Origin of the sequence: Pedomonas mirosovicensis, assembly GCF_022569295.1 — a bacterium.
In the GTDB taxonomy this organism is placed as follows: domain Bacteria; phylum Pseudomonadota; class Alphaproteobacteria; order Sphingomonadales; family Sphingomonadaceae; genus Pedomonas; species Pedomonas mirosovicensis.
The window spans coordinates 113,486-133,041 of sequence record NZ_JAKFIA010000002.1 but is presented as its reverse complement, the minus strand read 5'-3'; the positions used below and the strand labels follow the sequence as shown (position 1 = coordinate 133,041).

Below are 19,556 nucleotides of genomic sequence, written 5' to 3'. Positions count from 1 at the left end.
TGTCCCATGTCACAGTCCCCCGCCCCAGCGCCGGAGCCCCGCCTCTTCAAGGGGCGGGCGAAGGTATACCCGCAATCCGTCCACGGCACCTTTCGCCGCCTTAAGTGGACCATCCTCACGGTGGCGCTCGCGGTCTATTACCTGCTGCCTTGGCTGCGGTGGGATCGCGGACCCTTCGCGCCCAAGCAGTTCCTGCTCATCGATCTTGCCCACCGCCGGTTTTATCTGGGCCCTATCGAAATCTGGCCCCAGGAATTCTATTACGTCGCCGGGCTGCTGGTCATGGCGGGCATCGGCCTGTTTCTCATCACCTCCACGGTCGGGCGGGCATGGTGCGGCTATGCCTGCCCGCAAACCGTCTGGACCGATCTGTTCATGGCGGTCGAGCGTGTGATCGAGGGAGATCGCAACGCGCGGATGAAGCTGGACCGCGCGCCGTGGGGGTCGGAGAAGATTTTCAAGCGCCTTGCCGTGCATCTTTCGTGGCTCATCATCGCCGTGGCGACGGGCGGGTTTTTCATCCTCTATTTTGCCGACGCGCCGACGCTGGTGAAAAATCTGTTCACGGGCGACGCCCCCAGCGTCGCCTACGCTACCGTCGCCGTGCTCACCGCCACCACCTACGTGTTCGGCGGCCTCTTGCGCGAGCAGGTGTGCACCTACATGTGCCCGTGGCCGCGCATCCAGTCCGCCATGCTCGATGAAAATTCCCTCATCGTCACCTACAAGGCGTGGCGCGGCGAGCCTCGCACCAGGGGCGTGAAAAAGGCGGCGCAAGACGGCGGAAAAACCGGGGATTGCGTTGACTGCAACGCCTGCGTCGCCGTCTGCCCTACCGGCATCGATATTCGCAACGGCCCGCAGATCGGCTGCATCACCTGCGCCCTGTGCATCGATGCCTGCAACGACATCATGGGCAAGCTCGGCCGTCCGCGTGGCCTTATCGACTACACCACCGAAAAGCGCGACCGGCAGGAAGCAGCGGGCGAGGCGCTGCCGCCCAAATGGAAGTCGGTCGTCCGCCCGCGCACGTTTGTTTACACCGGCGTCTGGGCGCTCATCGGCCTTGCCATGCTGGCATCGCTCCTCACCCGCGAGCGGCTGGACCTCTCCATCAGCCGCCAGCGCAATCCGCTCTACGTGCAGCTGTCGGACGGCTCGGTCCGCAACGGCTACACCCTGAAACTCCTCAACATGGAAGCCCGCCCGCGCACCTTCACCCTCACGCTGGAAGGTCTGCCGGGCGCTGTGATGTGGGACAGCCACGCCACCGAAAGCATGGCCGCGCCCGCGCTCCGCATCACCGTCGGGCCGGACCAGACGGAGGCCCGCCAGATTTACGTGCGCGCCGCGCCTGCAAGCCTGCCCGAAGGCACGGCCGACATCCGCTTCATCGCCCGCGCGGAAGGCGGCGCGGTTGCCATGCAGGAAACCCGCTTCGATGGACCCGAAAGATAATGCCATGACCACGAGCACCCACCCCCGCCCGTTCACCGGCCGCCGCCTCGCGCTCATTCTCTGCGCCATGTTCGCGGTCGTCATGGCCGTCAATTTCACCATGGCGACGCTGGCGAGCAGAACCTTCTCCGGCGCGGTCGTCGCCAACGGCTATGTGGCCAATCAGGATTTCAACACGTGGATCGCGCAGGGCAAAGCGCAGGCGGCGCTCGGCTGGTCCGCCACGGCAAGCGTGAAGGGCGGCCGCCTGGTGGTTGCCGCCCGCAATGCGGCGGGCGAGCCGCTTGCAGGGGCGCGGGTGCGCGTCCATCTCATCCACCCGTTCCGCGCCAGCCTCACCCGCTGGCTCGACCTGCGCGAGGCCGCCCCCGGCCGTTATGTCGCGGAAGACCTCATTCCGCGCGGCCAGTGGGATGCGGATATCCGGCTTGAAGCGGAAGGCCGCATCGTCCTCGTGAGCGAGCGCCTGTTCGTCAGCGGAGGCAATGCATCATGACCGCCTCCACCGCCAGCGCGCTTGACCTCTGGACCACCGAGCGGGAGGGCCTGCGCCGCATCGATCTCCACGTGCCCGGCATCCACTGCGCCAACTGCATCAGCCGCATCGAAGGGGCGGTGCGCCGGCTTCCCGGCGTGAAAACCGCGCGGGTGAATTTCTCCACCCGCCGCCTCTCGGTCGAATGGCACGACGGCGTGCTTGCGCCCGAGAGAATTGTTGAAACCGTCGCGGGGCTGGGGTTCGAGGCGCGGCCCTTCGCGCCGGAGGACACCGCCGAGGCAGAGGGCAAAAGCGCCACGCAAGGCCTTATCCGCTGCATGGCGGTGGCGGGCTTTGCCGCCATGAACATCATGCTGCTCTCCATCTCCGTCTGGTCGGGGGCGGAGGCGGCAACGCGCGATCTGTTCCACGCCATTTCCGCACTCATTGCCCTGCCGGCCATCGCCTATGCGGGGCGGCCGTTTTTCAAATCCGCCTGGGGCGCGCTGCGCCACGGCCGCGCCAATATGGACGTGCCCATTTCCATCGGCGTGCTGCTCACGGCGGCGATGAGCCTTTACGAAACGCTGACCCATGGCCCCCACGCCTATTTCGACGGCGCGGTATCGCTCTTGTTTTTCCTCCTCATCGGCCGCGCGCTCGACAGCGCCATGCGCGATCGCGCCCGCGCGGGCGTCGCCCAGCTCTTGAAGCAGATGCCGCGCGGCGCAACCGTGCTGCAGGAAGATGGGAACACCGAATTTCGCCCCATTTCCGAAATTGCGCCGGGCATGAGCGTTCTCGTCGCGGCGGGCGAGCGGGTGCCGGTCGATGGCGTCGTTCTCACCGGCACGGCGATGATGGATCGTGCCCTCGTCACCGGCGAAAGCGTGCCGGAGGTGGCGGGCGCGGGGGGCACGGTCTTGGCGGGCACGCTGGCGCTGGATGCGGCGATCACCATCCGCGTCACCGCCGCCGGGCAGAGCACCTTCATGGCCGATCTCGTCCGCCTCATGGAGGCGGCGGAGCAGGGCCGGGCTTCTTACGTGCGCCTCGCCGATCGCGTCTCGCGCTCCTATGCGCCGGTCGTCCATTCGCTTGCCGCCCTCACCGGCATCGGCTGGTGGCTGGCGGGCGGGGACTGGCATCAGGCGGTCATGACCGCCGTTGCCGTGCTCATCATCACCTGCCCGTGTGCGCTGGGGCTGGCGGTGCCTGCCGTGCAGGTGCTGACCTCCACCCTCCTCATGCGCCGGGGCGTGCTGGTGAAGGACGGTTCGGCGCTGGAGCGCATGGCGGAGGCAGACCTCGCCGTGCTCGATAAAACCGGCACCCTCACCCTCGGCCGCCCGACGGTGGCGGGCGAAATTCCGCTGGTGCCGGAAGATCGGGCGCTGGCGCTGGCCCTGGCCGAGCGCAGCACGCACCCGCTCTCCCGTGCGCTTGCTGCCGAGCTGCGCCTGCTCGGCATTGCGCCGGCGCCGCTGGCAGTCGTGCGGGAAATCGCCGGGGCCGGGCTGGAGGCGGATGTGCCGGGCGGCGTCGTCCGTCTCGGGCGGCCGGACTGGGTGGGAGCGGAAACCGCCGACCGCCTCGGCGACGGCCCGGAAATCGCCTTCTCCCGCCCCGGCCTTGCACCGGTGCGTATCGGCTTTTGCGATCAGCTGCGCCCGGATGCGGCGGCGGCCATCAGGCGGCTTAGGCGTCTGGGGCTCGGCACCTCGATCCTCTCCGGCGATCACGCCCGCGTAGTCGATCGTGTGGCGCGAGAGGTCGGCATCGCCGACTGGCGGGCCAGGTGCAGCCCGGCCGAAAAAGTCGCGGAAATCCAGTCTCGCCAGCAGCGCAGCCACAAGGTGTTGGTGGTGGGCGATGGTCTCAACGACGGCCCGGCCCTGGCTGCGGGCTACGTCTCCATGGCGCCCTCCAGCGCCAGTGATGTGGGGCAGGCGGCGGCGGATTTCGTGTTTCTGGGCGAGGGGCTCATGGCCGTGCCGACGACCATCGCTGTCGCCCGGCACGCCCGCCGCCTCGTGCGGCAGAACATCGGCCTTGCCATCGGCTACAACGTCGTTGCCGTACCGCTGGCCATGCTGGGTTATGTGACGCCGCTCATCGCTGCCATTGCCATGTCCGGTTCGTCCATCCTCGTCATCGGCAACGCCCTGCGCCTCAGCTGGCGCGTGAAAGGAACAGGCGCATGACCGGCCTTCCGCTGCTCATCATTCTGGCGCTCGCCATGGGCCTGCTCTGGCTGGGCCTGTTTTTGTGGACCCTGCGCTCCCGCCAATATGACGACCCAGAGGGCTCTGCCCTTCGCATCCTGGCCAGTGATGACGACCGCCCCGCCCACACCGGGCACTGAAAAGGGGCGCGGAAGCCTCCCCCTCAAAGGCCTCCGCGCCAAGGTGCGCGCCAGCGACAGGCGACGTGGCGCGTTGTCAGCTGGACTGTCCGCTGACGGTGCGAAGATTAGCGCCCCTGCCTGATGGAAAATTGATCGAGCGCAAGGCAGCCGCAAAAACATTGGCGCAGGATTGCAGGCATGGTCGACAGGTCCCCAAAGGCATCATCCCGGCGCCGCGCCTGCCGCCGCGCCGTTGTCCCACTGCCTTGCTGCTTGCCCGGCGCGATGCCCGCCTCATTCCTTGATGCGCTGGAGGCCCGGCCCGCGACGCTCGTGGCCCTTGCTGCCCTGCTCATGCTGGCGCTGGGGCCCGCGCCCGCAAGCGCCGGGGCCACCACCACCCTCTGCACCGTCAATGGCGTGAAGGAGCTGCCGCTGGACGATGGCGCACCTTCCCGCGATCACGGCCTGGCCGGCTGCGCCCACGCTTGCCTCCCGCGCGAGCGCCGCCAGGATCTTCCCGGCAAACGCCCGCGCGCCTGAGGCGTCCGTTACTTCGCAAGCGGCTCGATGCGGAAGCTGAAGCTGAGCGGCTTCAGCGGGATGCGATATTGCATGTGCGCCCGCCCTTCCACGTTCCAGCCGTTATCGCCACCAACGCCCGCCTGGAGCGCATCGACCAGCAACGTGCCGTTGCCGTGCGGCTGGATGTCCGAACTGTGGCGCTCGCCCAGCGGCCGGGGCGCCAGGTCCGCATAGGGGAAGGCCAGCGCGTTGACCGACAGCGGCTTCGCGCCGGTGACGCGCAGGCCTGCGCCATCGGCGGCCTTGAGCGCGATCCAGCGCGTGTCCGCCTTGGCCCCGGTTTCCTGCGGGCGGGTGTAATCATGATACTGCTCGGCGAGCTTGCCCGACCACACCCCGAGCGCGCCGCTCGTCTTGCGGTCTGAGTAGGTTTCGTGCGGGCCCCGGCCGTACCAGGAGACATCCGAGAAGGCGGGTGTCGTCTCGAAGGCGAAGCCGATCCGCAGCGGGTCCGGCAGGTCGGGCTTCAGCGGCTCGAAATCGCCGGTGACGGTGACCGCGCCGTCGCCGCCCATCTCGTAGCGGGAGATGAAGCGCGCCGCGCCCGCGCCGAGGCTGTAGGTGACGGTGACGATGCCCGTGCCCTGCGGCCCCTGTTCGACGGTCAGGTCGCGCACCAGCCGCCGCGTCTCGGAGAGCTTGCGCCAGACGAGGTGCGTCCGCTCCAGCCCCGCGCCGATGTCGTTGTCGGTAAGCGCACGATAGAAGTTGGGCGCGCCGCCCGCCAGCAGCGTCTGCCCGCCGCGCGCATAGCGTTCAATGAGGCCGGTGTCGCGGTCGATCACCAGCTCGGCATTGCCCGCGGCAAGGCGGATCTGCCCGTCAGCGTTGGCCACCGCCACACGGCCGGGCTTCGCCGCCACGTCCCGCGTCGCGGGCGCGGCGATCACGAACTGCTCCCAGGCGACCACATGCCCTTCCGGCACCAGCGGAATGGCACCCGCCCTGGCCTTGGCGCGTACGGTCAGCACATAGTCCTTCGCCGGGTCGCGTTTGGCCTCGGGCAGCGGCACGGCAAAGGCCGCGCTCTTGCCCGGCTCTGCCGCCACGTTGGTGAGCGGACCGCGTGCGATCTCGGCGCCGTCTTCCAGCAGCGCCCATTCGAAATTGAGGCCGCTGAGGTCGATGAAGGAATTGCGGTTGATGACCCGGAGTTTCCCGGCCGCCGCATTTTCTGCCTCGAACGCCACCGGCGCATAGACCTTGGCGACCTCATAATAGTGTGGGTGCGGCGTGCGGTCGGATTGGATGAGGCCATCGGCCACAACAGAGGGCCCCTCGCGCGGGGACTCGCCATAGTCGAAACCGGAAGCCCAGTAATCGCGGCCCTTGGCATCCTTGCGGATCATCGTCTGGTCCACCCAGTCCCAGATGAAGCCGCCCTGCAGCTTGGGATACTTGCGGATGACCTTCCAGTAATCGTCCAGATTGCCGACGCTGTTGCCCATGGCGTGGGCGTATTCGGTCTGGATCATCGGCTGGGTGAAGCGCGGGTCGGTCGCGTAGTCGATCATGTTCTCGATATCGTCGTACATCGGCGCGTAGATATCGACATAATCGTTGGGCGCGTGCTTGAGGCCGGTGGTGCCCCAGCCGAGAAAATTGATCGCCCGGCTCGGGTCGCGCTGCCGGATCCATTTGGCCGCCGCCTCGAAGCTGGGGCCGACGCCGGTTTCATTGCCGAGCGACCAGAAGATGATGGAGGGGTGGTTCTTGTCGCGCTCCACCATGCGCTGCACGCGGTCGAGAATGGCCGGGGCGAATTCCGGCTGCTTGCCGATCATCCTGTCATCGGGGCTTTCGAGGCCACCCATGAACTCGTGGGATTCGATGTTGGCCTCGTCCATGATGTAGAAGCCGTATTCGTCGGCAAGCTCATACCAGCGCGGATCGTTGGGATAATGCGAGGCGCGCACGGCGTTGATGTTCGCCTGTTTCATCAGCTCCATGTCGCGCCGCATGGAGTCTTCGGTGATGACGCGGAAGGCGTAGGGGTCGTGCTCGTGGCGGTTGACGCCGCGGATCATTACGCGCTTGCCGTTGACGCGCAGCTCGTTCGCAGCCCCGTTTTTCACCATCTCGACGGTGCGGAAGCCGATGCGGCGGCTCGTCGCCTCCAGCAGTGCGCCCTTGTCGTCGTAGAGCTCGATCAGCAGCGTATAGAGGTTGGGCGTCTCCGCCGACCACTGCCGCACGGCGGGAATGGTGCCCTTCAGCGTCACCGTCTTGCCGATGGCATTGGCCGCAACCGTCTTCGTCTGGGTCAGCACCGCCTGTGCGCCGTCCAGCACCGTCGCCTTCACACGCGCCGCCCGCTTCTTGCCCGCCACGTCTACGTCCAGCGCGAACGTGCCGTCGCGATAGGCCTTGTCGAGCCCGGCATGGACGGTGAAATCACGGATGTGCGTTTCCGGCTGGGCGTAAACATAAACGCTGCGCTCGATGCCGTTGACGCGCCAGAAATCCTGATCCTCAAGATAGCTGCCATCGGCGAAGCGGTAGACCTCGATGGCAACGGTGTTGCGCCCCGGTTTCACATGCTTGGTGAGGTCGAACTCGGACGGCAGTTTCTGGTCTTCCGAATAGCCGACCTTCTGGCCGTTGACCCACACGTAATAGGCGGCCCCCGCCGCACCGATGTGCAGCACCACGCGCCGCCCCTGCCAGTCGGCGGGCAGGTCGAAATCGCGCCGGTAGGAGCCCACCTCGTTGATCCCGTGTTCGATGAACGGCGGGTTGGGCTCGAAGGGGTAGTTGCTGTTGTTGAAATAAGGCCGCCCATAGCCTTCGGCTTGAATCGTGGCGGGCACCTTGATCGTGCCCCAGCCGGAGACATCATAATCCGTCCGCCAGAAATCGGCGGGGCGGGCCTCCGGCGTTTTGGAATAATGGAAGCGCCACGTGCCGTCGAGCGACAGCCGGTAGCGCGCACGGGCCGGATCGCCCGAAAGCGCGGCTGCCGTATTGTCGAAGCTCGTAAAGGTGGCGCGTGCCGGCTCCTTGCCGACCTGGAAAATCTCGGCGCGCTCCCATTCGGCGCGTTCGGGCTCTGCTGCCCCGGCTTCGATAACACCGACACTCAACAGACCAACGGCGACGGACGCATACAGCAGAGCTTTGGGCAGCATTCTCAACTCTCTCTTCAACAACGAAGGCTCACGTTATCAACATGTTCGGCAATGTCGAGAATGATGTCGGAAAATGCTGCTCCAAGGCTGACTTTCCCTCCCGCTCCGGCGCGCCCTATTTTTGCGGCATCACCTCAAGGCCGGAGAGAATCGGTTCGCCCACCAAGGGCATGAACGTCAAATCCAGCCGTCCATCCGCAACCGCAACGTTGAGCTGGCGGGTGAGGGCCGTCATCGGGGCGCGGGCTTCCTTCACCACGTCGATGGGCCCGGTCTCCGCCCTGCCGTCTTCCGCTACCACGCTAAACACCCGCTCGCCCGCGCGGCGCGTGGCCTCGGGTTCGAAGAAATGAAGGGTGACGCGATATGTGCCGTTCGGCACCGGGATAGCGTAGCCGAACGCGCCCTCGCGCCAGCTCTCGTAAGGCGTCTGGTCCGCCGTGCCCGCCACCTCGCGCACCGGCCCCGGTTCGCCGCCGCGCGAGGTGGAAGGCATGTCGCGGAAATTTCCCTTGCCGCCGTTAAAGAACACGTCCGATCCCCACAGGCGGCCGTCGTTCGCCCGCTTGCCGACCAGCGTTCCGGCGCGGATGGCATATTGCCCCGGCTGCCCGTCGAACCGCCAGGTGACGGCATCGTCCACCGTCTTGCCCGCGTGCGTGCCGCGCACATCCAGCCGGTTCTCGCCGGTGTCGAGCATCACGCCGCGCCACAGGCAGATGCCCTGTCGGCAAGCGGTTTCGCCCAGAGTGCGGCCGTTCAGCGTCAGCTCCAGCTGGGGCGCATTGCTGTAGGCCTTCACATCGACTACCGGGTAGGGCCGGTCGACATAGCGGCGGCCGGTGATGTGGGCGAAAGGCTCGCTCGACCAATTGGCCTTGAAGAAATAGAAAGCGTCCTTGCGGGTGCGGCGATCGAAGGTGACGAGGCCCTTGTCGTTGGTGTCGGTCAAATCCCCTTCCATCCGCAATTCGTTCGAGAAATCGAACATGTTCCACACCCAGCTGGCCCAGATGTACGGCCTTTCTGCAATCTGCTTCCAGCTTTCCTCCAGAATGTAATTCTGGAATTCTTCCGGGTGGGGGGCGGCCGAAGGCGGCGATGGGCCCACCCGTTGGATCGTCGCTGTGCTGGGTCAGCGCGCCGCCCGCGCCATATTCGCTCACCGAGATCGGCTGGTTCGGGTAGAGCGCGTGGAGCCGGTCGAGATCCGGCCCCAGCCTGTGCACGTCCCCCGAATACCAGCCGTGGTAGCGGTTGTAGCCGATCACGTCCGTAATGCCCGCCACGGTGTCGAGGCCGGGGCGCGCTTCGGAGGGCACCGAGCCGCAGCAGTCCGCCAGCGTTGCCGGGCGCGACGGGTCTTCCGCGTGGACCACCCGTTGCAGGCGCTCGAGCAGCGGGCGGGCGTTGGAGGTGCCGCGTCCCTTGGCGGCCTCAAGGTTTACCTCGTTGGCGATGGACCACACCGCGATCGAGGGGTGGTTATAGGTCTGCCGGATCAACTCGCGCAGCTGCTGCTCCGCATTGTCCGCGAAGGCGGGCGTCGTCGTCTCGCTGTGCCAGGGGGCGGAGCGGTCGACCAGTGGAATTTCCGCCCAGGTGATGAGCCCTGCCTTGTCGGCCTCGGCATAGGCCACCTCGGCATGCTGATAGTGGGCAAGGCGCAGCGTGTTCGCGCCGATCTCGCGGATCAGCGCCATGTCCTCGGCGATGTCGGCCGTGTCGATCGCCCAGCCTTTCACCGGCCGGTCCTGATGACGCGAGACGCCGTGCAGCGCGACGCGCTTGCCGTTCAGGTAAAAGCCGGTGTTCGGGTCGATGCGGAAGGTGCGAATGCCGAGCGGCTGCTCGACCTCGTCGAGCACCTTGCCGCCCGTCTCGCGCACCTGAACCCGCAGGCGATAGAGGTACGGGTCCGCCACCCCGTCCCACAGGCGGGGCGAGGGGACGGTGAGTTTTTGCGTTACCTCCGCGCCCCCCACGGGGCGGCATTACCACGTTCATCGTGCCCGAGGCGGCCACGCGGCCCTTGTCGTCCACCACCTGCGCCAGCACCTTCACCTGGGCGAGGCGGTTGCGGTCGTTCTCCAGCCGCGTGAGCACGGAAATGCGCGCGGATTCCTTGCTGGCCTTTTCCGTGCGGCCGTAAACGCCGGGCCCGCCATAGTCGCGCATGGCGATCCGCACCGGTTCGGTGATGATGAGCGAGACCGGCCGGTACAGCCCGCCGTACATTGGCCAGTCGCCGTTCATCGGGATCACCTCCGCCGTCGGGGAGTCTTTCACGCGCGGCGAGCTGTTGTCGACGCGCACCACCAGCAGGTTCTCGCCCTTCGACTTCAGTGCTTTTGTTGCATCGAAGCGGAACCGCGCGAATGCCCCGGCGTGCCGCCCTAAATGAACACCGTTCAGCCACACGTCGGTGACGGTACTGGCTGCGTCGAACTGAAGCCACAGGCGGCGCTCGCCCAGGTTCGCCGGGGTCGTGAAGGTTTTGCGATACCAGCCCGGTCCGTGGAAATTCTGATAATCGGCGCGCCGCTCGGCTGTGCCGCCCATGCGATTCCAGTTGTGCGGCAGTGATACCTGCGTCCACGCGGCGTCGCTAAACCTCGCGCCGCGGGCGGCTTCCGGCTGGTCGCCCAGCTGGAACCGCCAGCCCTCTGTCAGCGACACGGCCTCGCGGGGCGCCGCCGCAACCGGAAGAGGCAGGAGAACGGCGGCAATGGCCAGGGCGCGGAGTGCGAGCATCATGTCCCCCTCAGTAACTGGCGGTGATGCGGATGCCGCCGTAGCGGTTGAAATCCCGTCCCGGCAACCGGTTCACGGCCAAACGGCCCCCATAGTAGTTCTGGGCATTGGCGAGGCCAGCCGCATATTCCTGATCGAACAGGTTATTGATGAACAGCGCGACCGAATAGCGGTCGTCGTGGTCGAGAATGCCGACCTGAAGGTTGGCGATGCCGTAGGCGTCCTGCTCGGTGATCGGGTCCTGCGACAGGGCAAAATTCACCTTGGACTGCCAGGTGTAGGAGAGGGAGACGATGCCGTCGAACGGCATGTTATCCAGCGGCACGGTATAGTCGCCGCGCAGGTTGAACCGCCATTTCGGCGCGTTGTTCAGGCGCGCGCCCGCCAGGTCCTGCACGCCGCCGACGCACCCTTCGGCCGCCGTCTGGCCCGCATAGCACTGGGCCCGTTCGAATTCGCGGATGCGGGCATCGATGAACGACAAGCCGCCGCCCAGCGTCAGCCGGTCGCCGATGCGGGCGGCTGCTTCTAGTTCCGCGCCGCGGGTCCGCACCGAGCCCACGTTGCTGAGGATGAAGGCGCCCGAAAGCGTCGGCTCGCCTTCCTGCGCCTGGAAATTGTCGTAGGTGGTGTTAAAGAGCGTCAGGTTGAGCGTGAGGCGGCGATCGAGAAATTGTGAGCGCACGCCGACTTCAAAGTCATCCGACGTCTCCGGCTTGACCGGCTGGCGGGCGGCGATGGCGGCGTTGAGGCTGCTGGTCAGGTCGTAGGACTGACCCTTGTATCCCCGTGCGTAGAAGCCGAACACCATGATGTCGGGCGTGAAGCGGTGCTCCAGCCCGATCTTGCCGGTGATGGCGGTGTCCGCGTCGTCGCCCGAGAAATGGAGGCCGTTCAGGAGATTGTCATAGACGTAGGAGATCTCCTCGCGGTTGACGCGCAGGCCGCCGATGAGGCTGGTGTCGTCGATGAACTCCCACGTTGCCTGACCAAAGAGCGCATAGTTGCGGTTGGAGACGGTGGCCTCCCAGTTGGAGCGCCCGATCAGCGGCCCGCGGAAATAGGCGCGGCTGAGGTCGCTATCCGCGAAAAATCCGCCCAGCACGTAGCGGAGGCGGCCGTCGTCGGGCGAGATCAGGCGCAGCTCCTGCGTCCATTGCTCCGCATCGAAGCGCCCGTGGTTTTCCCGGCCCCCGGCGGACGCGTCGGGCGAGACCGCCTGATTGAGGTTGACCGCCGTGCCGTCCAGATCCTGGGAGTCGCGCAGGTTGAAACGGGTGTAGGACGTGACCGAGAGCAGGGTGTGCTCACCGGCCTCGTAGGAGACGCGCAGCGATCCACCCCGATCCCGCGTGTCGGAGCGGACGACATCGTCCGTGCGGATCGACAGGTTGTCGCGGTCGACCGTGATCCCCTCCAGCGCGACGGACTGCGGGAATTGCGGCAGGTTGTAAAAGTTGGCGGCGGGGTCCAGCGCGATGAGCGTCGAGACGCAGCAGTCGGCGTCCGTGTCGCGGTAGCGGCCCTGAAGGGTGATCTCCAGCGCGTCCGTCGGCTGCCACAGCAGCTTGCCGCGCACGCCGCGCTCGCGCCGCCCGTTCAGCCGCTCGTCCTTCTCCAGATCGCGCACCAGGCCGTCGAAGCGGCTCGCGTCGGCGGACAGGCGGAAGGACAGGGTGTCGCTGATCGGCCCAGAGAGCGAAACGGCGGCGCGCTGCTCGTCGTCGTCTGTCACGCGCAGGTCGGCGCGGGCGGTGAAGGTCGAGGTAGGTGCGGCCGTCGTGATGTTGACGAGGCCGGCGGAGGCCGACTTGCCGAACAGGGTGCTTTGCGGGCCGCGCAGCACCTCGACGCGTTCCAGATCGATGAGGTCGGTAAACGCCTGCGACTGGAAGGCGACCGGCACGTCGTCGATCACCACCGCGACGCTGGGCTCGACGCCGATGCTGAAGGCAAAGGTGCCGATGCCGCGCAGGATGACCGAGCTATTGGCGGGCTGGTCGCCGGGCGTGAAGGTGAGGGACGGCACCACCTTGGTCAGGTCGGAGAAGCTCTGCACCCCGGCGCGCGCCAGCGCCGCATCGGACAGGGCCGTCACCGCCAGAGGCACGGTTTGCAGGCTCTCGGCGCGTTTCTGCGCCGTCACCACGATATCGCCGAATTCCAGGCTTTGCTGGCCGGTGGCCGGGCCCGTGGGTTCCTGAGCGGCGACGACACCCGAGTGGCCAAGCAGAATGGCCAGGGCCGTCAAGGCACTGGTATGACGCATCGAACTTTTCCTCCCCTTATTGGTCAGGCCACTATCGATGCGTCATATTCAGGTTGTCAATCCTCTTTTAGAATTCGGTTATTCCAAATCGACTAGGCGCCTGCCCGCCGTACGATCCGGCTGCGTCGGGCCTGCGCCTCCGCGCGGGCGCGCTGGATAAGCTCCAGCTCGGTTGCGGCCAGGAGATCGTCGGTCACGCGGCGCAGGTGGGCGCGCATCGCCTCCCGCGCGCGCTTGGGGTCGCGGGCCTTGAGCGCGTCGACGATCAGCCGGTGTTCTTCGACGCGCGGCGTCACGCCCTCGCGGTGCGCCTGGGCGAACATGTGGACGCACAGCGGCGAGTTCTCCCGCACGTTCCACAGCATCTCGACGACCGAGCGCACCAGGCTGTTGCCCGTGGCCTCAGCGATGAGCAGGTGAAAGCGGCGGTCCGCATCGAACGCCGCGGGCGAATCCTGCTCCTCCTCCATCCGGCGCAGCAGGGCGTCCAGCTCAGCCAGCGCCTGCTCCTCGATGGCGGTTGCAGCCAGCGCTGCCGCCTCGCCTTCAAAGAGGACGCGCGCCTCGATCAGCTCGAACGCGCCCACATCCAGCTCGGGGGCCTGCGGGAGCGCGGGCGGCGCGGCGGTAACGTAAATGCCCGAGCCGTGCCGGGCCTCGACCATGCCCCGGATCTCCAGCGCGATCATCGCCTCGCGGATCGTCGGGCGGCTGACGGAGAATTCCTCGGCCAGATCGCGCTCGCCCGGCAGCCGGGTGCCGGGGGGATAGCGGCCTTGGGTGATCGCCGTTGCAATCTCGTCGGCGATCCGCTGGTAGAGTTTTTGTGCGGGCATGGTCATCCGGCGCACTTTCCCCCAACCACTGGCTTGACACAAGGGCCAAGTTCTCCGACCATCTGGCTTGACCAATTTGGAGGGGCCATGCTCAGGATAACCAATGCCCGGGTGATCGTAACCTGCCCGGGGCGGAATTTCGTGACATTGAAGATCGAAACCGATGCGGGCGTCTACGGCATCGGCGATGCGACGCTGAACGGCCGCGAACTGGCGGTTGCCAGTTATCTGGAGGACCATGTCATCCCCTGCCTCATTGGCAAGGACGCCCACCGGATCGAGGACATCTGGCAATACCTCTATCGGGGCGCTTACTGGCGGCGCGGCCCGGTGACCATGACCGCCATCGCCGCCGTCGACACCGCGCTCTGGGACATCAAGGGCAAGGCGGCGGGCCTGCCCGTCTACCAGCTGTTGGGCGGCGCGGCGCGGGAAGGGGTAATGGTCTACGGCCACGCCAACGGCGAGACCATTGAGGCGACGATCGAGGCGGCGCTCGACTACAAGGAGCAGGGCTACAAGGCCATCCGCCTGCAATCCGGCGTGCCGGGCCTGGCCTCCACGTATGGCGTCTCCAAGGACAAGTATTTCTATGAACCCGCCGATGCCGCGCTGCCGACCGAGAATGTCTGGTCGACCGAGAAGTACATGCGCTCCGTCCCGCCGCTATTCGCCAAGGCGCGCGACGCGCTGGGGTGGGATGTCCACCTGCTGCATGACGCGCACCACCGGCTGACGCCCATCGAGGCGGGGCGGCTCGGCCGCGATCTGGAGCCCTATCGCCCCTTCTGGCTTGAGGACCCGACTCCGGCCGAAAATCAAGACTCCTTCAGGCTGATCCGTCAGCACACGACGACGCCGATCGCCGTCGGTGAGATTTTCAGCTCGATCCACGATTGCCGCTCGCTCATCGAAAATCAGCTGATCGACTATATCCGCGCGACGGTCGTCCACGCGGGCGGCATCACCCACTTGCGGCGGATCGCGGCGCTGGCCGATCTCTATCAGGTTCGCACCGGCTGCCACGGGGCGACGGATCTCTCGCCGGTGTGCATGGCGGCGGCGCTGCACTTCGGCCTCTCCGTGCCCAATTTCGGTGTGCAGGAATATATGCGCCACGCGGCCGAGACCGACGCGGTCTTTCCTCACGCCTACCGCTTCGAGCGCGGCATGATGCACCCAGGCGATGCGCCGGGGCTCGGCGTCGATATCGACGAGGCCCTGGCCGCCCGGTACGAATACAAGCGTGCCTACCTGCCCGTGAACCGCCTCGAGGACGGCACCCTGTTCAACTGGTAGGCTCGGGATGGGAGGGCGCGTGCCAGTCGCCGCGTCCTCCCTGTGCCGGGCGGAACATCACGCGCCCCGCCGCGTATTGGCCGGATCATCCCCTGACTGTCTGTTGCGCTGGGTGGCGTCGCGACATCGCGTTTTCGGATGCCAGTTCCTCGAGGTCAGGATCATGTCTCCTCAGGGTACAGATGAACCGGTGCCTGTCACTATCGAGCCCGGCGGGCTGCAGGGCCTGCTCGGCGTGCCCGAGGCGGCGCGCGGTCTCGTCATCTTCGCCCACGGCAGCGGCAGCGGCCGTCTCAGCCCGCGCAACAACCATGTGGCCAGGGGCCTGCGGGATGCGGGCCTTGCAACGCTCCTTCTTGATCTGTTGACGCCGGCAGAGGAGGCCAACCGCGCCAACGTGTTCGATATTCCGCTGCTGGCCTCCCGGCTGGCGGGCGCGGCCGCCTGGGCGCGGCAACAAGCGCAGCTGCAGGCTCTGCCCATCGGCTACTTTGGAGCCAGCACTGGCGGCGGCGCTGCATTGCTTGCGGCGTCTTCTGATGATCCGCCCGTCGCGGCGGTGGTGTCGCGCGGCGGCCGCCCAGACCTTGCTGGAGCGGCGGCGCTGGCCGGCGTCCGCGCGCCGACGTTGCTGGTCGTGGGCAGTCGGGACGAGCCGGTGATCGACCTCAACCGCGAGGCGATGAGCCACATGCGGGCCGAGGTGGAACTAGTGATCGTGCCCGGAGCAACCCACCTGTTCGAAGAGCCCGGCACGCTGGATCAGGTCATCGGCCATGCGGCCGGATGGTTCGTCCGGCATTTCCAGCGCGCATAACGGCATCTGGCCCGCGCAGGCCTTGGGGGCTCCGGCCCCGGCCGATCCCTCATTCCCGTGAGCGAGTCGAGCCGGAACAACCGGGCTGGCTGATCGGCGCTGTGCCGGGCGGCACCTCCTGAAGCGCGAGCAGTCGCCACGTCCGCCGGTATGTCGGGGGCAGAGCGAGACATCGCCAAGACGGCGGAATTTTCCCAAAAATCGGCAGAAGCGCGCTTGTAGCAACCTATTACGGTTCTGTTGCACGCGATACACAGCCACACCCTAAAAAAGCCGACTGAAAAGCTTGGCTTGACAGCCCGACCGTCTGCCGCATTAAAAAGGAAAACAAAAAAATTTAATCAATTCGTCTTTGTGGAAGTCCGGAGACTGGTTGAGAGAGAATTGATGCGTTCTGGCGCGTTTTTGCGGAATGCAGAGGGTTAAGAACGTTAAAAAACAACAGCTTGGCATAATGGCTGAAGCTGGCCTGTTGGGCTGGCCAAGCAGAGGCTGTTCCAGGTTGGCAGGGGAGATATCGAAAAATGAAATTTGTTCAGTCAAACATGCGCGTCGCGTTGCTAACCGCCGTTTCAGTGACGGCGATGAGCATGTCTGCGGCGGCGCAAACCACCGAGGCTGAGAATACCGCCGCTCAGGGTGCGGCCCCGCTCGATGAGATCGTCGTCACCGGTATTCGCGCCTCGATCGAACGGTCGCTTGATATCAAGCGCAATGCCGCAACGGTCGTGGATGCCATTTCCGCCGAGGATATCGGCAAGCTGCCGGACGTGACGATTTCCGACTCCCTGCAGCGCATCCCTGGCGTGCAGGTCCGCCGCGATGCGGGTGAGGGCGGTGCCATCAACATCCGCGGCCTGCCGCAGGTGACGACGCTGCTGAACGGCGAAGCCTACCTCGGCGCGAACTCGGTCACCACCACCCAGCCGAACTTCAACGACATTCCCTCGCAGCTGTTCTCGGGCGCGGATGTCTTCAAGTCCGCCACCGCGGACCTGCTGGGCGGCGGCATCACCGGCACGGTCAACCTGCGGACCCGCCGTCCCTTCGACATGAAGGACGGGCTGACGCTCGCCGCCGCGGCCGAGGCCGCCTACGGCGACAAGTCCGAGAACTGGAACCCGCAGACCAACGCGCTGGTCGCCTATCGCGGCGAGCGCTGGGGCATCCTGGTGTCGGGCGCTTACTCCAAGGCCGACCTCTACAACGGCTACAACGGCATTCAGGAAGGCTACAACGGCACCCTGCGGAACGAGGCGCTGCACGACGATAACAACCCGGGCGGCAACGTCGATCTGGGCGGCGGCTTCCGCTACAACAACACGACGCGCGGCACGCCGGTTGCCGGCGGCTTCGACGTGAACGGCGATGGCGACGCCAATGACGCCTTCTTCACCAACCAGGCCTTCACCGGCTGGGAGCGCATCACCACCCGCAAGCGCACCGGCCTCAACGCATCGGCGCAGTTCGAGCTCAACGACGCGCTGACCCTGACGGGCGATGCCTTCTACACCAAGCAGGTGCAGTACGACCGCACCGCCGGTTTCCAGTTCCAGGCCGTCAACTGGCATGGCGCGGAATATGTGCCGGGCGCGACCCGCGACACCGGCAGCAAGGTGATGATGGGGGACCGCGAGTTCGACTTCAACACCACGCAGGTCTACAACTACGACCTGCCGAACTTCGATTCCTACTCGGAAAACTATCGCACCGAGTCCCAGTCGCAGAACTATAACCTTGAGCTGAAGTTCGACAACGGCGGCTCGCTGAAGGCCAGCCTGCGCGGTATCTACGGCAAGGCCAAGCAGAAGCAGGACCAGAGCTATCTGCAGTTCAGCTTGACCGACGGCACCCAGTGGCACGGCGGTGTCGGCCGCTATCCGGAAGGCGACATTCCGTTCAACACGGGCGGCTACACGGTCGGCACCCTGCCCGCGCAGGTGGACTTCACCGGCAACACGCCGCAGTTCACCCTGCCGGGCCACCTGCAGGCCTCGCTCGGCGACATCGGCGACTATGCCCTCAAGACCATGGCGTCCGAGAACAATTACCGCCGCGAGTCCGACATGAAGGTCGTGCGTGGCGACGTGAACTACGAAATCTCGGACCAGTTCAATATCTCGGCGGGTCTGCGCTATTCCGAGCGTGATGCTGAGAACTTCCAGTTCGATCGCGTTGCGCCCACCTACGGCGGCTGCATGGTCAAGTGGAAAGCGTTCGACGTCGAGCTGAACAACACCACCGGCTGCACCGCGCCGACCGGCCGGGTCGATGCCAACGGCAACCCGACCTACTATACGGCGGGCCGCACCCGGAAGGCGGATGATGCGAGCTTCGCCGGCATGGTGAAGCAGTTCAACACGCCGGTGAAGGGCGTCGGCCCGATCTACGTGCTCGACCCGAAGGCCATGGACAACGCCCAGGCGTTCCATGACTCCTTCTACCCCGGCAACGTCGAGATGATGATCCCGGGCCAGAGCTACAGCGTCGGCATCAAGCAGACATCGGGTTACGTTCAGGCGAACATCGACACCGATATCGGTATTCCGCTTCGGGGTAACTTCGGTGTCCAGATCATCAACACCAAGCTGAACATCCTTCAGAACGACGTGGGCAGCGACGGCGCCTATGGTCTGCCTGCGGCCGACCGCGGCGACATCGTGACCGACCGGTCGTTCACCGACGTGTTGCCCTCGGTCAACTTCGCCTTCGACGTGACCGACAACTTCCGCGTCCGCGTGGCCTACGCCAAGACCATGACCCTGCTCAACCTGGAGAACTGGGGTGGTGGTCTGCGTCTGTACTACGGCATCGAGACCGATCCGGTGACCGGTCACGACATCCAGCGCGTGGCGGGCGGCAACTCCATCGGCAACCCGGATCTGGAGCCGTGGCGCGCTGATAACTTCGATCTCTCGTTCGAATATTACATCGGGCGGGCGAGCATGGTGAACGTCGGCTTCTTCTACATTGATGTGGCCAGCTTCATCGAGAACGGCACCATGGAAGTGACCGGCCTGCCGGATCTCGATGGCGTGGACCGCAACCGCACCATCACCATCAACACCCCGATCCAGGGCAAGGGCGGCACGCTGAAGGGCATGGAAATCGGCTGGAAGCAGTCGTTCCAGGATCTGTCCTTCATGCCGCTCTGGCTGGAGAACTTCGGCTTCGAGGCCAACCTGACCTACTCGCCGTCGGACTCGGGCCGCGTTGACCTGGCGGGTAACAAGGTGCCGTTCCAGGATAACTCGGAGATCCAGACCAACTTTGCCGTCTATTATGAGGACGACCGCTTCCAGGCCCGCGTCGCCCACAACTTCCGCTCGAAGCGCGCCGTGTCGGCCGACTTCGGCGGCGTTGCGGGTCTCCAGGTCTACCAGCGTCCGACCAACTATATCGACGCGTCGATCTCCTACGACCTGACCGATTACCTGACCGTCTACGCCCAAGGCTCCAACCTGACGGGCGAGAAAGAGCACTACTACCTGACCTTCAAGGACCAGAAGGGCTGGAACAACATCTACGAGCGTCGCTTCGTGCTCGGCGCACGGGCGAAGTTCTAAGTCCATGCAAGCGTAAGGC

Annotated in this window: 12 protein-coding genes and 2 pseudogenes; 8 read left to right on the top strand and 6 right to left on the bottom strand. The window is 65.9% G+C overall.

Annotated elements, in window-relative coordinates; all coding sequences use genetic code 11:
- Positions 1 to 6 precede the first annotated feature (6 nt).
- The 5 genes from ccoG to L0C21_RS13505 all read left to right on the top strand — a co-directional run bounded on the left by ccoG (position 7) and on the right by L0C21_RS13505 (position 4,826).
- A complete protein-coding gene (ccoG, locus tag L0C21_RS13525) occupies positions 7 to 1,458 on the top strand; it encodes a cytochrome c oxidase accessory protein CcoG (RefSeq protein WP_259278970.1) in 1,452 nt (483 codons plus the stop codon).
- A gap of 4 nt (positions 1,459 to 1,462) precedes the next feature.
- Positions 1,463 to 1,954, top strand: coding sequence for a FixH family protein (locus L0C21_RS13520; protein WP_259278969.1), 492 nt, complete (start codon positions 1,463 to 1,465; stop codon positions 1,952 to 1,954).
- On the top strand, positions 1,951 to 4,140 hold the full coding sequence (locus L0C21_RS13515) for a heavy metal translocating P-type ATPase (protein WP_259278968.1): 2,190 nt from the start codon (positions 1,951 to 1,953) through the stop codon (positions 4,138 to 4,140). The genes L0C21_RS13520 and L0C21_RS13515 overlap by 4 nt, the downstream gene beginning before the upstream one ends.
- Positions 4,137 to 4,301 (top strand): cbb3-type cytochrome oxidase assembly protein CcoS, encoded by a 165-nt coding sequence (gene ccoS, locus L0C21_RS13510; RefSeq protein ID WP_259278967.1) that lies wholly within the window; start codon positions 4,137 to 4,139, stop codon positions 4,299 to 4,301. The genes L0C21_RS13515 and ccoS overlap by 4 nt, the downstream gene beginning before the upstream one ends.
- Before the next feature lie 267 nt (positions 4,302 to 4,568).
- On the top strand, positions 4,569 to 4,826 hold the full coding sequence (locus L0C21_RS13505; RefSeq protein WP_259278966.1) for a hypothetical protein: 258 nt from the start codon (positions 4,569 to 4,571) through the stop codon (positions 4,824 to 4,826).
- Between the two features lie 8 nt (positions 4,827 to 4,834).
- Here L0C21_RS13505 and L0C21_RS13500 read toward each other — a convergent pair whose 3' ends face one another.
- From L0C21_RS13500 to L0C21_RS13475, 6 genes and pseudogenes are all read right to left on the bottom strand, one after another.
- Positions 4,835 to 7,996, bottom strand: coding sequence for a glycoside hydrolase family 2 TIM barrel-domain containing protein (locus L0C21_RS13500; protein ID WP_259278965.1), 3,162 nt, complete (start codon positions 7,994 to 7,996; stop codon positions 4,835 to 4,837).
- Between the two features lie 115 nt (positions 7,997 to 8,111).
- Positions 8,112 to 9,107 (bottom strand): malectin domain-containing carbohydrate-binding protein, encoded by a 996-nt coding sequence (locus L0C21_RS13495; RefSeq protein ID WP_259278964.1) that lies wholly within the window; start codon positions 9,105 to 9,107, stop codon positions 8,112 to 8,114.
- Between the two features lie 97 nt (positions 9,108 to 9,204).
- Positions 9,205 to 9,921, bottom strand: a pseudogene (locus L0C21_RS13490) (glycoside hydrolase family 2 TIM barrel-domain containing protein); the annotation flags it as partial.
- A 337-nt stretch (positions 9,922 to 10,258) separates the two neighbouring features.
- Positions 10,259 to 10,750, bottom strand: a pseudogene (locus L0C21_RS13485) (glycosyl hydrolase 2 galactose-binding domain-containing protein); the annotation flags it as partial.
- 10 nt (positions 10,751 to 10,760) lie between these two features.
- On the bottom strand, positions 10,761 to 13,019 hold the full coding sequence (locus L0C21_RS13480; protein ID WP_259278963.1) for a TonB-dependent receptor: 2,259 nt from the start codon (positions 13,017 to 13,019) through the stop codon (positions 10,761 to 10,763).
- Between the two features lie 92 nt (positions 13,020 to 13,111).
- On the bottom strand, positions 13,112 to 13,861 hold the full coding sequence (locus tag L0C21_RS13475; RefSeq protein ID WP_310593394.1) for a FadR/GntR family transcriptional regulator: 750 nt from the start codon (positions 13,859 to 13,861) through the stop codon (positions 13,112 to 13,114).
- Positions 13,862 to 13,942: 81 nt separating this feature from the next.
- On the opposite strand from L0C21_RS13475, the gene manD reads away from it, so the two are divergent.
- The 3 genes from manD (at position 13,943) to L0C21_RS13460 (ending at position 19,537) form a co-directional block, all read left to right on the top strand.
- A complete protein-coding gene (manD, locus tag L0C21_RS13470; protein ID WP_259278962.1) occupies positions 13,943 to 15,154 on the top strand; it encodes a D-mannonate dehydratase ManD in 1,212 nt (403 codons plus the stop codon).
- A 190-nt stretch (positions 15,155 to 15,344) separates the two neighbouring features.
- Positions 15,345 to 15,971, top strand: coding sequence for a dienelactone hydrolase family protein (locus tag L0C21_RS13465; protein ID WP_259278961.1), 627 nt, complete (start codon positions 15,345 to 15,347; stop codon positions 15,969 to 15,971).
- A gap of 524 nt (positions 15,972 to 16,495) precedes the next feature.
- A complete protein-coding gene (locus tag L0C21_RS13460) occupies positions 16,496 to 19,537 on the top strand; it encodes a TonB-dependent receptor (RefSeq protein WP_259278960.1) in 3,042 nt (1,013 codons plus the stop codon).
- The last annotated feature ends 19 nt before the right edge of the window (positions 19,538 to 19,556 follow it).